Genomic DNA, 13,576 nt, shown 5'->3' on the forward strand with positions numbered 1-13,576 from the left:
CTGGTCATGCGTTACCCAAGGTATTGAGCAGTAATCGATTCAAGGAAAAGGCAGGAGAGTGTTGACAGTGAGTAATAGCAAGAGGTGTGCGGGCGGACTGGTGCTGGCCCTGTGGGCGCTCATGGCATCGGCCGAAGAGCTGCCTCAGAGCTCGATTCTGAAACGTTACGGAGTCACCCCGGATCAATTGCCGGCCGGCCAGCCGGCGCCAGCCGAGAAAGAGGAGCCGGCACCCAGTCGCTTCAATCTGCAGCCGGAGCAACCCATTGCAAATTTCCGTCTGGGGGACGGCAAGGCGCCAGAGAGCACGGGCAACATCAGTATCGATAACGCCGAAGCCCGGGAGCGGCAGCGCTGCCAGCAAGTGCGTGACGAGATGTCAAAGCGCGGCAAGCCCCTGGGGATTGTCTGCGAGCCGGGGCAGGGACCCTTTCCCTGGTCGCACTGAGGTGCACGGCTGAATCATTGTTCCTGGCGAACGGTGGCCACATCGTCCGCCTTGACCCGGATGGTCTTGCCGGAAATGTCCTGGAATTCGTAGAAGCCATCAGCGGTCTTGGTCTTGGGCTGGTCCCGGGTCAGGTACTGGGTACCGTTCTGCAAGGTCACCACGGTGGGTGAGGCGCAGCCGGTCAGGGCCAGGGCGGCGACACTGGCCAGGAGCAATCCCAGGTTCTTCACATTCATATAGACCTCTTATCGGTAGGGGTATCCGTGTTGCGCCGGACACTATAAGCATGGCCCCTTGGTGTCGTGAAGACGACGAAAGTTCGCCTGGGCACTGGAAAAATCTTCTTCCCGCCATTTATCCAATAGTGTTTGCCAGACCGGGGCGTCGGCTGTTATCTGTACGCATAACCAGTATCAGTCCAGCCGTGGCGTCTTCGTTCAGTGACTTCCAATCCCCTCGAGAACCCCTTTTATTACCTGCACAACTTCCAGCAAGTCCTGAACTGGCTGGAGCTGCGCTATGCCGATGTGCTGCGCGATGAAGAGCAGCGTTTCATCACCGATTTCGCGCAGTTGCCCCAGCCATCCCAGGCCTTGCTGGTGCGCATGGTGATGCGCAAGGGGCGGCATTTTCGCCTCGGCAAGTTGCGTTACCCGGAGATCGGCGATAGCGCCCGGGCCCTGCAGCCGTTGCTGGCGTTGGGCTGGGTCGATGAGCAGGCACCCTTGGCCCTGGACGAGTTGTTCGGCCTGTTGCAAAAGGCCGAGATCCTGCAGTGCTTCAGTGACCAGGGGCTGGTGGCCAAGGCCAAGAAGAACCAGTGGCTGGAGACCCTGCAGGCGCTGTACCCGCAACCCCGGGCTTTCGGCCAATGGTGCCCGGCACTGGCGGACCGGCTGCTGAGCCTGACGGTCATGCCGTTGTGCGATCGCCTGCGCTTGATGTTCTTCGGCAATCTCTACCAGGACTGGTCGGAATTCGTGCTGGCGGACCTGGGGATCTACAGCTACGAAAAGGTCGAGATCAGTGCCGATGCCCGTGGCTTGCGCAGCCGTGACGATGTGGACGGCTTCATCTACCTGCACCAGTGTCAGGAAGCCTTCGAGGCCGGGGAGGAGGTGGACGCGGTGCTCGCGCGCATCGCGGCTTTCAGCACCGCCAACTCCTGGCTGGAGAAACGCCGCGGCAAGCTGTTGTTCCAGCTGGGGCAGCATTGCGAGCGGTTGACGGACTGGCGGCAGGCCCGGGAGATCTACCAGCAATGTGCCTACCCCGGTGCTCGCCTGCGGTTGATCCGGGTCCTGGAGCTCAGTGCCGAGTATCAGGCGGCGCTGGCGCTGGCCGAGCAGGCTGCGGCGGCGCCCCAGAGCGCTGCCGAGGCCCAGCAGCTGCTGCGGGTCATGCCCCGGCTGCGGCGCAAGCTGGGTGGCCCGCCGGCGCCCCGGACGGTCAGCCGCGAGGTGGCGCGACTGGATCTGTGCCTGCCCCGTGACGCCGATGGCCTGGCGGTGGAGCTGCATGTCCAGGCCCATCTGCAGCAGCCCCAGGCGCCGGTGCACTACGTGGAAAACAGCCTGATCAATTCGCTGTTCGGGTTGCTGTGCTGGCCGGCGATCTTCGCCCCCTTGCCCGGGGCGTTCTTCCACCCGTTCCAGCGCGGGCCGGTGGATCTGCTGAGCGAGGACTTTCATCAGCGGCGCAGCGATCTGTTCCAGGCCTGCCTGGAGGAGCTGGACGATGGTCGCTACCGGGACAGCATCCGCCAGCGGTTTGTCGACAAGTGGGGCCTGCAGTCGCCCTTCGTGTTCTGGGGGGCCTTGACCGAGGAGTTGCTGGAGCAGGCCCTCGACTGCCTGCCGGCCGAGCACCTGAAACACTGGTTTGAGCGCCTGTTGCTGGATATCAAGGCCAACCGGGCCGGTATGCCGGACCTGATCCAGTTCTGGCCCGAGGCCAGGACCTACCGGATGATCGAGGTCAAGGGCCCGGGGGACCGCCTGCAGGACAACCAGCTGCGCTGGCTGGACTTCTGCCAGGAGCACCGGATGCCGGTGGCGGTGTGCTATGTGCAATGGCAGGACCTGTCGACGTGAGCTACCGCATTGCGGTGCGGGCCCTGTGCGAGTTCAGCGCCAAGAGCGGCGACCTGGATCTGCGTTTCACCCCATCGCCTACCGCCCTGGAGGGAATAGTCGGGCACCGCACCGTGGCGTCCCGGCGCAATCCCGGCTACCAGAGCGAAGTGGCCCTGGAGGGTCAATACGGCGAGTTGCTGGTCAAGGGCCGGGCGGACGGTTATGACCCGGCGCAGAACCTCCTGGAGGAGATCAAGACCTATCGGGGCGACCTGGCGCGCATGCCCGACAACCACCGGCAACTGCACTGGGCCCAGGCCAAGGTCTATGGCTGGCTGTTGTGCCAGAGCCTGCAACTGCCGAGTATCCGAGTCTCGCTGGTGTATTTCGACATCCTCAGCGAGCAGGAAACCGCCCTGGTGGAGGAGCACAGTGCCGAGGCATTGCAGGCGTTCTTCAATCGACAGTGCGCGGTGTTCCTGGAGTGGGCGCAGCAAGAAATGCGCCACCGCAAGGCCCGGGACCAGGCCACTGGGGCCCTGGTCTTTCCCCATGGCGAGTTCCGCCCTGGCCAGCGGCACCTGGCGGAGTCGGTGTACAAGGCGGTCAGCACCGGCCGTTGCCTGCTGGCCCAGGCGCCCACCGGCATCGGCAAGACCCTGGGCACGATCTTTCCCATGCTCAAGGCCATGGCCCCGCAGCAACTGGACAAGCTGCTGTTTCTCACCGCCAAGACCCCGGGGCGGCAGTTGGCGCTGGATGCGGCCCGGGTGCTGTTCGCCAGCCAGTCCCAGCTGCCGTTGCGGGTCCTGGAACTGGTGGCCCGGGACAAGGCCTGCGAACACCTGGACAAGGCTTGCCACGGCGAGTCCTGCCCGCTGGCCAAGGGGTTCTACCAGCGCCTGCCCGCGGCGCGTCAGGCGGCCAGCCAGGTACCGATGCTGGATCGCCAGGCGCTGCGCGAGGTGGCCCTGGCGCATCAGGTCTGTCCTTACTACCTGAGTCAGGAGATGGCCCGCTGGAGCGATCTGGTGGTGGCCGACTACAACTATTATTTCGATTTCAGCGCCTTGCTGTTCGGCCTGGCCCAGGCCAATCAATGGCAAGTGGCGGTGCTGGTGGACGAGGCCCATAACCTGGTGGAGCGCGGGCGTGGCATGTACAGCGCCAGCCTGGATCAACAAACGCTGGCCAGCGTGCGCAGCACTGCGCCCCAGGCGCTGAAAAGTTCGTTGCAACGGCTCAACCGCGAATGGAACGCCTTGCACAAGGAACAGCTCGCGCCATACCAGGCCTATGGCCAACTCCCGACGGCCTGGCTCAGGGCGCTGGCCTTGTGTGTCGCTGCCCTGGGGGACTACTTCAACGAGCAGCCTCAGGGCCTGGACGTTGGTTTGCAGGGGCTGTATTTCGAGCTGCTGCAATTTGCCCGGGTGGCGGAGTTGTTCGATGAACAGCAGTTCATCTTCGATATCAGCAAGCGCTCCCTGAGTGCCAGGCGCAGCCTGTCGCGGCTGAGCCTGCGCAATGTGGTGCCGGCGCCGCTACTCGGGCCGCGACTGACGGCGGCTCGCAGCACCGTGCTGTTTTCCGCCACCCTCAACCCGCAGCATTACTACCGCGACCTGCTGGGATTGCCCCAGACCACGGTGTGGCTGGACGTGGAGTCGCCGTTTGCCGCCGCGCAGCTGGACGTGCATATCGTCAGCCGCATCTCCACCCGCTATGTGCATCGACAGGCGTCACTGGCGCCCATCGTCGAACTGCTGGCCCAGCAGTTCGCTGCGCGGCCGGGCAACTACCTGGCGTTCTTCAGCAGCTTCGATTACCTGCAGCAAGTGGCCGAGCTGTTGGCTCGCGAGCACCCGCAGATTCCCCTGTGGTTGCAGTCCAGGGGCATGGATGAAGCGTCGCGCCTGGGCTTTCTCCAGCAGTTTCGTGCAGAGGGGCAGGGCATCGGGTTCGCCGTGCTCGGCGGGGCTTTCGGCGAGGGCATCGACTTGCCGGGCTCAAAGCTTATCGGCGCCTTTGTCGCCACCCTCGGGCTGCCTCAGCTCAACCCGTTGAACGAGCAGATGAAACAACGCATGGCCCGGCTGTTTGGCTCCGGGTACGACTACACCTACCTCTATCCCGGACTGCAGAAAGTGGTGCAGGCGGCAGGGCGGGTGATTCGCAGCCAGGCCGATCGGGGCGTGTTGATGTTGATCGACGATCGCTTTGCCGAGCCCAGGGTGCGGCAGTTGTTGCCGAGCTGGTGGGCCGTGGACGCCCAAGACCCGGCGTCGGCTGGTGAGATTTCGAGGTGTTAGCGCGGAGCTGAAGCCGCTTGCCACCGGCGTTTGTGCGCCGGGGGCGAGGGTCACTGGCCCTGGCGGACCCGGACGAAGCGCCGCAGGGTCTGGCCCGGCCCGGTGCTGAAGCGGGTTGGCCGGGGTTGGCCTTCATCGGCGGCGATGAACACGAAGTCGTCCTCAGTCAGCTCATAGCTGGCGGGCAAGGGCTTGCCCGCATCCGCGCCGATGGAGTCGATCCAGGTGATCGACTTGGGGGTGGTGCTGCTGTCGAGGGTGAAGCTTCCGGCCAGCAGCACGTCTCCCGCCACCGTCAGCACGCGAAACTGATCACCTTCGATCAGGGTCAGGGCCCCGGGCGCACTGTGTTCGTCCGGCGGATTCAGCACGCCGCTGTCCTCCATTGAGATTTGCTCCCAGGCTCCCTGCAGGCGCTGAAGTTCCAGCGAGTCGTTGCTCCTGGCTGAGGATGCAGTATCCATTGTCGATCAACTCCTTGTGGGGGCGTTCAGTTGAAGATATTGCGGCCTATGCAGTAGGTCAGCAGGTCCTGGTCGCTCTGTACCTCCAGCTTGCGCATGGCGGAGATCTTCTGGGCACTGATGGTCTTGGAGCTGCGGTTCTGGCTGCGGGCGATGTCGCTGACACTTTTGCCGGACACGAACAAGCGGAGGATTTCGAACTCCTTGGGCGACAGGGTGGAGATGCGCTCATCGATCGCCACATTGGATTCCATCACCGAGTTGGAAGCCGGCTCCAGACTGCGGTAGACGCCTTTTTGCGCGATGGCCTTGAGGGCGGTCTGGATCTCTTCGTGCAGCTGGCTTTTCTGGATGACCCCGACCACGCCCAACTCGTGCAGGCGGGTGAGGATCAGTTGGTTGGAAATCATGGTGAGGATCAGGATCTGCAGGTGCGGAAAGTTACGCTTGAGGTATTCCACCAGCTTCAGGCCATCACCGTAGGGTGAGTCTCCAGGCATGTTGTAGTCGGTGATCACGATGTCCACCTGTTTGGCTTCCAATTGCTGGATCAGGCCTTTGGAACACACCGCTTCACCGACGATTTCAAAACGTTCGTCGCGCTCCATCAACTCGCGTACGCCCAGCAAGACAATAGGGTGATCGTCAGCAATGACTACTTTCAGTTTTTCCATGGCAAACACACCCGTGTAATACGCAAATGAGTAAAGAAACATGAGACTGACGGTACATTAAACCCTGCCACTCATTATTCAAGGGGCAACAGGAGTTCCGACAAGTGCTGCATCAGTTGCCTGACTTGAGCTACTAGTGTCGGGCTCAGGGTGCTTTCCAGTAATTGGCACTCCAGTTCGGCGCAGGCCCTGGCCAGCGCCCCGGCCTGCACCGCCCCCATGGCCCCGGCAATACTGTGCAGACGCTCGGCCGCCGCCTTGCCGGAGCCGGTTTCCAGGGCTTTGGCCAGCCGTTGCAGGTCATCGTGCATGGTGCTGAGAAACAGCGGTCGCATCCGCTCCGAGACCTGAATTCGGTCTCTGACGGGGGGCGGTGACACGGGCCGGTTTTCGCTTCGCAACCCAGGTCTGGCAGCGAGCGGGGCGCTTTTGCCGGGCACCTGGCAGAGTTTCGACAATTGCCCCCGCAGGGTCTGCAGGCTCATGGGCTTGACGATCCAGCTGTTCATTCCGGTAGCCAGGCAACGGCGGCCTTCCTCGCGCAAGGCGTTGGCAGTGACGCCGATGATCGGCAGTTCCGGCTCCCTCAGACGCAACTCTCTGGCCAGGTCGTAGCCGTTCATGACCGGCATGTTGACGTCGGTCAAGGCGATGTCGAACCGGTGCGGCAGCCACTGTTCCAGGGCTTGCTCACCATTGGCCGCCAGGGTTACCTGGCAACCCAGGGCCTCCAGCTGCTCCTTGATGATGGCCTGATTGATGGGGTTGTCTTCCGCCACCAGGATGTTCAGGTTCAGGCCTTGCAAGGTGTCGGCTTCGCGCTGTGCCAGATGCAGCGGCTGTCCCAGGCGGGCCAGCGCTGCGGCCTGGGCGATGGCACGGATGTCGTGGGCGTCGACCTCCCAGTGCGCCGGCTGCAAGCTGCTGCCGTGCCAACGACCGCTGGAACTGGCACTGACGCAGGGGCCGGGCCAGGTGGGCTGGGCGTCCCGGGGCAGCATGTCGATCAGGACGCTGCTCTGGGGGTTGTCATCCCAACTGGTGGGCAGCGGATAGGCCTGGACCCCCAGGCGGTTGAGCCAGTCGCATGTGCTTTTCATCAGTTCCGGCACCGGTGCGCGGACATACACAGGCGGCCCTTCGGGCAGTGGCTCGGCTCCCGACAAGGTCCCCGGCAGGCGTTGCAGGGTCAGGCGCAGGGAAAAGCTGCTGCCCAGCCCTGGCTCGCTGATGACCTGCATCTGCCCGCCCATCATGTCGCTCAGGCGCTGGCAGATCGTCAGACCCAGCCCGGCCCCGGCTTCGCTGGAAGCGTCGCGGACCTGATAGAAGGGGTCGAACAACTGGGGTTGCTGCAAGGGCGAGATGCCAATCCCGGTATCGGTGACCTGCCATTCGATGCTGGCCTGGCGGGCGTCCTGCTCCAGTACCCGGACGCGCAGTACCACCCGGCCGCAATCGGTGAACTTGATCGCATTGCTCAGCAGGTTGCTGAGAATCTGCTGGATACGGTTGGCGTCCCCCAGCATCAGGTCCGGCAGGCTCGGGTCGATGCAGGCGTAGAACAGCAGCCCGCGGCGTTCGGCAAAGGCGGCGTAGGCGTGCAAGGCATCTTCCACCAAGTCCAGGGGGCAGAACGCCTCCGGGTCGATGCTCATCTGCCCGGATTCGATCTTGGAGACGTCGAGAACGTCGCTGATCAGTTGGAACAAGGTGCTGGAGGAGCGCTGGATGGTTTGCAGGTAATCGCTCTGGCGCGGATCCAGTTGGGTCAGGCCCAGCAGTTCAAGGGTGCCGAGCATGCCATAGAGCGGGGTACGGATCTCGTGGCTCATGGTGGCGAGGAACAGGGTCTTGGCTTCGTTGGCCGCGTCCGCCGAACGCCTGGCCTGTTCCAGTACCTGGGCGTCCTCGACATGCTGGGTGACGTCGTTGAAGGTGCAGAGCAGCACCTCCTGGCCCTGGTAGCGGGTCGAGACCAGGCCAACCTGCAAATGGCGTCCGTCGACATCGAGGCTGGTCTCGTCGTTGTCCATCAAGCGCTGGTTCTGCTGCAGCAGGGCCAGCAGTTTTGTCGTGCCTTGCCATTGTTCGGCCTGACGATTTTCCAGCAGCACTTTGAAGTCTTCCCGACGCACCACACACAGGCCCGTGGGCGCGGTGTCGAGTACCACCCGGCTGAAGGCTTCACTCTCGGCAATGCTCTGGTGCGCCAGTTGCGCCGGCGTCACTACCTTGTTGCGATACCAGCGACTGGCGGCCCAGCCGCTGAAGAAGGCGCCCAGGGCCAGGGTCAGCAGGCCGGCCAGGGTCCACAGGGCGTAGCCGAAGTAGCTCTTGTAGCTGATGCTGTAGATCCCGGTCCAGAGTGCCGGGGTGTGGCTCGTCACCTTGAAGGCCATTCCTTGCCAGCCGAAGTTGAGGCCCTCATGCAGGGCGTCGGCACGGACGTGGGAGCCGGTGAGGACGCTGCCGGAAGGTTCGATCAGGGTGAAGTCGTCATAAATCGACCAGTTCATGAGGCGTTCGATGTTATTGACGTCGTCCAGGTTCAGCAGCGAGGCGACCACCATCGACTCGTGCGTGCCCTGGGTGCGCAACTGTTGCGGCCCTGCATGCAGGCTGATGTAGGCCAGCAGCTTGGGGGAAAACTGCGCCGAGGCCGGCACATGGTATTTCTCCCAGTGGACCTGATTGTTCGGAAGGTCGTTGTTCTTCACCGCCAGGTGCTGCAGGACCCTATCCACCACGCTGCTGTAGGGCATGTCGCTGTTCCAGGGAGTGCCGCGGGTGTGCCGCGCTGCGGGTACGCTGATGTCGAAGTTACCGAAGGTGTTGAAGAGGAAGGTGCGTGGTGCTTGATAGTGCGAGGTGGACCAGAAGGCACCGTAGAACGTCGACAGGTGCATGCCCAGGGCGAACACCTTGGGCAGCTCGCTGGAGGCCAGTTGCTGGTGATTGAAGTTCAGGCTGAAAGGCGTCGAATAGGGCGCTTGTTGCCCTTCGTAAGCGGTTTTTCCCTCGCTGGGCAGGGGCTGCTGAAGATACTGCGCAGTGGGTTCGTCGGCCAGCAATGCCTGTATGGACGGGTGGCTGGCCAGGCGCTGGAGGAACAGCTCTTGTTCCTGGATGTTTTCCATCAGTCCGGTGAAATGCAGCTTTACCGTGCTGTCCTGTTCATTGATCAGGCGTTGGGCGGCCCAGTAGAGAAGGGTAAACAGCAGCAGCGCCAGGCCCGCGAGAATCAACAGACCCTTGTTCAACCGGATCGAGCTTCGACTGAGACTCTCCAGGAAGGTGTCGCGGTATTTCATCACTGAATTCCCAAATGCATATAAGGGCCTCGATTCCGAGATTCCTCTCTCTGAAGCAAGGCCGTCAGCGATGAGTGAAGGTTGCGTGGGTGAGCAAAGGGCTCATCGGCTAGTACAGGGTCGCTGGTCCGTCTTGGGCCAGTAGCTGTTGAAACTGTTGCGAGGACACCGCGTGGGAAATCAGGAAGCCCTGTACCTGGGTGCAGTCGATTTTGCGCAGCAGGGCCAGTTCCTGTGCGCTCTCCACGCCCTCGGCGACCACTGTCAGGCCCAGTTGGCGGCCCAGCGCAATGATGCTGGTCAGGGCCTGGGCGATTTCCTCGTTGTTGTGGCAGCCCTGGACCAGGGCCCGATCGATCTTCAGCTCGGTAAAGGGCGTCGACACCAGATTCATGTAGGAGCTGTAGCCCTTGCCGAAATCGTCCTGGGACAGGCCGAAACCCTTGATGCGCAGGCGGCAGGCACCGGCGTAGAAGTTGCTGATGTGTTCCGGAGTGGAGCACTCCATCAGCTCGAAGCAGATCTTGCCGGGTATGCCCTGGCGCTGGATCACGAAGTCATGCAGTCGATCGGCCAGGTCGGCGCTGTTGAGCAGGTGGGTTGGCAGATTGATCGACACCGGAATGTCATAGCCGTCTTCCCGCCAGCGCACCTGAGCTTCCAGAGCCTGTTCGAGGATCAGCCACAACAGCTCCTCTTCGAGTCCCGCCTCGGTGAGTTCCGGTAGAAAGTCGCAGGGCAACAGCATGCCGTGTTGCGGGTGCATCCAGCGCACCAGCGCTTCGGCGGCGACGATGCGGCCGTTGTTCAGAGCTTTCTTGGGCTGGAACCAGGCTTGAATCTGCGAGTTGCGCAGGGCGTGTTGCAGGGTCTCGGTACTGCACTCGACCCAGATCGCTGGCGGCGGCTCGCTGCTGATCAGCTCCGGTAGCTGCGCGGTGAGGTTGCGCAGTGCCGCCAGGCTCACGGGTTTGGAAATCAAGCCTATGACCCGCAGGCCCAGGTTTCGAGCCACCAGGCTGGCGCCCATCAACATGCGCCGGGAAGAGGCACTCATGATTGCCAGGGCCGGGCGTACGCGGTGCTTGGCCAGACCCTGGATGAACTGCACACCGTCCATGCCAGGCATCAGCAGATCTGTCAGTACCAGATCGAAATGCCGTTGCTTGAGACGCTCGAGAGCCTCGGAACCGTTGCTCGCGACCTCCAGCTGGTAAGGCCCCAGCTCGTTGAACAAGTGTTGCAGGTACATGTACTGAAACGGCTGATCTTCGACGATCAAAATGCTACAGGACTTCATGAGGGGCTCTTTCATAGGGCGCCAGATAGTTGAACAACGCTCTTAGTGCAAAGGGCTTGACCAGGCAGTGGTTCATCCCGGCTGCAAGACAGAGCTCTTCTTCTCCGCGCATTGCATTGGCCGTCGCCCCGATGATCGGGATCGAACAGCCTTGACGTCGAAGCTCCTTGGCCAGTTCATAGCCGTTGAGCTTCGGCATGTTCACATCAGTCAACACCACGTCGAAGTGCCCGTTTCTCCAGATGGACAAGGCATCTTCTCCGTTCGAGGCCAGTTCCACGCTGCAGCCCAGTTCCTCCAACTGGTCCTTGAGGATCAACTGGTTGATCACGTTGTCTTCGGCCACCAGCACATGCAGGCTGAGTTTTTTCAGTTCGCGGCTGTCGGTATGTTCCTCGCTCTGGGCCACCCAGACGCCCTGTGCCTGGCTCACCGCCTGGTGGATCGCCCGCAGGTTGTTGGTGTTCACCTGCCAGCTGCCGCCACGGATCCGCGGTTCGTTGTGGCCGTCACCACTGGCGAGCACCAGAGGGCCCTGCCAATCGGGCTCCAGGCGATGTTCGACGATCCCCGGGTGCAGCTCGATCAGCACGTTGCCGCGGCTGCGATCCGACTGAGTGGGCAGGCTGAACTGGGCCCGGGCGCCCCAGCGACGTAACCACCCGGCCACGGATTCCGCCAGCTCGCGGACCGGGGACACCACATAGATCATCTCCGGCAAAAGCGGGCTGATCAGCGGGGTGTGGGACACCATGGGGCAGGCTTCCAGGGGCAGGGTGAGGGTAAAGCTGCTGCCCAGTCCGAGTTCGCTGACCATGCGGATGTTGCCGTTCATCAACTGTGTCAGGCGCTGGCAGATCGGCAGGCCCAGGCCCGTGCCGGCAATGACATTGGTGTTGCCTTCGGTCTGGTAGAAGGGTTCGAAGATCAGCGCCTGGTCGTCCTGGGCGATGCCGCGGCCAGTGTCAGATACCTGCCAGAGGATGTTGCTGCGTTCGCCGTCACGACTGTCCACTCGGACTCGCAGGACGATACGTCCTGAGTCGGTAAACTTGACTGCGTTGTTCAGCAGGTTGCTGAGGATCTGGCGGATCCGTGTGACATCACCAAGAAGAATTTCCGGCAACTGCGGGTCCACGCAAGCATAGAACTGCAGTCCCTTGGCGTGGGCGGCAGCGGCATAGCCCTGGATGATCTCGTGCACCAGATCCAGGGAGGAGAACTCACTGAGCTCCAGGGCCAACTGCCCGGCCTCGATCTTGGACACATCCAGCACGTCGCAAATCAGTTGCAGCAGAGTACCGGAGGAGCCTTCGATGGCCCGCAGGTAATCCCTCTGCTGGTTGTCCAGGTGGGTTCGGGAGAGCAGCTCAAGGGTGCCGAGCACGCCGTACAGCGGTGTGCGGATCTCGTGGCTCATGGTGGCCAGGAACAGCGTCTTGGCTTCGTTGGCGGTATCGGCCAGGCGTTTGGCTTCTTCCAGGGCCGCTTCGATCTGCTTGCGTGCGCTGATATCGCTGAAGGCACAGAACAGCACGTCCTCGCCGTTATAGCGGGTCGGTGCCGAGCTGAGATAGAGATGGCGGCCATCGGCGGTTTCAAAGTAATCCGAACTATTGGGGCGGCTGGGATCGAAGGCCTGTTCGATCCAGCCGGCACAGAGTTGATCGCGCTCGGTGCCATTGCCCAGCCATTGCTGAGACAGGGTGTTCTCCAGCACCACCCGGCCATCGCTGCGGCGCAGCACGCACAGGGCTACCGGAGCGATCTGGATCACGTCGCGACTGAAAGCTTCGCTTTCGATCAAGGCCTGGATCCGGTCCAGCGCTGGAGCGATCAGGCGCACCTCGACCCAGTGGGTCAAGAAGCCGATCAGTGCCATGCCGAACAGGCTGATGAGCAAGGCTACAAACAATTGCGGCCAAAGACTCTTGAGCAGATTGTGCAGGTCGAAGGAGTACACCAGTTGCCAGTCCGATGACCCCAGTTGCTTGCGGATCACCAGATGGTCGGGCCACCAGCGGCCGCCGAGAAAGCCGAAGAAGCTGCCGCCCTTGACCTGCTGCACGTCCTCGCTCAGTTGTGCGCTGGGGGTGCTGCTGAAAATCAGCCCGCCCTGGGAATTGAACATCATGAAATCCCCGGCGCTCTGGTCACTGAGGGCCGCGGAGACACTCTTGCCGTCCATCTCCAGACCCAGCCAGCCAGAGTTGGCGTAGCGCTCGTCAAGGCGGGTGAAAATGTACAGCAGGGCAGTGCCCGAGGAGTGATCCATCAGCCACAACTCTTCACCCGGCGGGACTTCGGAGAACTTCAGCGTGGCCAATTTGGCCAGCAGCGATCCGGGCAGATACGCCGATTCAGGCTGGGTACTGAACAGCCGTTGCACTTGGGATGGCTCGCCGCCGGAGACATACAGCAGGTTCAGCTGTTTGCTTTTGAGATAGTCGCGCATGCGCTGGGTAAGCCAGATCGACCATTGGTTTCCCTGCGGCCCACCCAGATGCAAGTGGATTTCCTCCGCCGCGTCGGCACTGGGCTCGTAGGCCTCGTTCTGCCGGGATTTGTGTACGGCGGACAGGCTCAGGCTTTCCAGCAGGGCTTCACGGCTGGTGAAGAAAGTCTGGGCTTCGGCAATGGCGCTGCTCATGTAGCTGCGCCGTTGTGACAACTCGTTGCTGATACTTGAACGCAAGAAGTTGTAAACGGCACCCAGCAGGCCGATCAAAAAAATCAGCGCCACTACACGAAGCAGCCGACGGGCTGCTTCAGGACTGGAAAAAAGGGGATTGATCTGATGCAGGTAGCTTTTTAATCTCATCCGCCAACTGTAATTGTGGGGCATGCCAACCAGGGATCAGACAATTCTTAAATAGCTGGGTGCAAAGTAGCTTTGTGGTGTTTATGTTTATCTGGAACTTAGTTGTTCGTCTGAAACAGCAACTTTCCTCTCAGCCATTTTCTTGCAACTAGTCTTTTGTAAATT

Annotated in this window: 9 protein-coding genes; 3 read left to right on the forward strand and 6 right to left on the reverse strand. The window is 62.0% G+C overall.

The genetic code is table 11. From position 1 onward, the window contains the following. Window positions 1–67 precede the first annotated feature (67 nt). Window positions 68–448: a hypothetical protein gene (locus DWF74_RS00135; RefSeq protein WP_102865129.1), complete on the forward strand. Its 381-nt coding sequence runs from the start codon at window positions 68–70 to the stop codon at window positions 446–448. A gap of 14 nt (window positions 449–462) precedes the next feature. On the opposite strand, the gene DWF74_RS00140 is transcribed toward DWF74_RS00135, so the two are convergent. Then, window positions 463–687, reverse strand: a complete 225-nt coding sequence (locus DWF74_RS00140; RefSeq protein ID WP_102865128.1) for a YgdI/YgdR family lipoprotein — start codon at window positions 685–687, stop codon at window positions 463–465. Between the two features lie 204 nt (window positions 688–891). Between DWF74_RS00140 and DWF74_RS00145 the strand changes: the two genes are divergently transcribed. Both DWF74_RS00145 and DWF74_RS00150 read left to right on the forward strand, forming a co-directional pair. Continuing rightward, on the forward strand, window positions 892–2,544 hold the full coding sequence (locus DWF74_RS00145; RefSeq protein WP_115579984.1) for a VRR-NUC domain-containing protein: 1,653 nt from the start codon (window positions 892–894) through the stop codon (window positions 2,542–2,544). Further along, on the forward strand, window positions 2,541–4,838 hold the full coding sequence (locus DWF74_RS00150; protein ID WP_102865126.1) for an ATP-dependent DNA helicase: 2,298 nt from the start codon (window positions 2,541–2,543) through the stop codon (window positions 4,836–4,838). Before DWF74_RS00145 ends, DWF74_RS00150 begins: the two co-directional genes overlap by 4 nt. 50 nt (window positions 4,839–4,888) lie before the next feature. Here the strand turns inward: DWF74_RS00150 and DWF74_RS00155 are convergent, their stop codons facing one another. From DWF74_RS00155 to DWF74_RS00175, 5 genes are all read right to left on the reverse strand, one after another. Then, on the reverse strand, window positions 4,889–5,302 hold the full coding sequence (locus DWF74_RS00155) for a TIGR03067 domain-containing protein (RefSeq protein ID WP_102865125.1): 414 nt from the start codon (window positions 5,300–5,302) through the stop codon (window positions 4,889–4,891). 26 nt (window positions 5,303–5,328) lie between these two features. Next, window positions 5,329–5,976 carry a response regulator gene (locus DWF74_RS00160; protein WP_102865251.1) on the reverse strand — a complete coding sequence of 216 codons (648 nt, stop codon included), beginning with the start codon at window positions 5,974–5,976 and terminating at the stop codon, window positions 5,329–5,331. Between the two features lie 74 nt (window positions 5,977–6,050). Continuing rightward, complete coding sequence (locus tag DWF74_RS00165) at window positions 6,051–9,290, reverse strand: hybrid sensor histidine kinase/response regulator (RefSeq protein ID WP_115579985.1); 3,240 nt, start codon at window positions 9,288–9,290, stop codon at window positions 6,051–6,053. A 109-nt stretch (window positions 9,291–9,399) separates the two neighbouring features. Continuing rightward, window positions 9,400–10,590 (reverse strand): EAL domain-containing response regulator, encoded by a 1,191-nt coding sequence (locus DWF74_RS00170; protein WP_102865123.1) that lies wholly within the window; start codon window positions 10,588–10,590, stop codon window positions 9,400–9,402. After that, window positions 10,577–13,411 (reverse strand): ATP-binding protein, encoded by a 2,835-nt coding sequence (locus DWF74_RS00175; protein ID WP_115582394.1) that lies wholly within the window; start codon window positions 13,409–13,411, stop codon window positions 10,577–10,579. The genes DWF74_RS00170 and DWF74_RS00175 overlap by 14 nt, the downstream gene beginning before the upstream one ends. Between the last annotated feature and the right edge of the window lie 165 nt (window positions 13,412–13,576).

The organism is Pseudomonas protegens, from assembly GCF_003363755.1.
In the GTDB taxonomy this organism is placed as follows: Bacteria; Pseudomonadota; Gammaproteobacteria; order Pseudomonadales; family Pseudomonadaceae; genus Aquipseudomonas; species Aquipseudomonas danubii.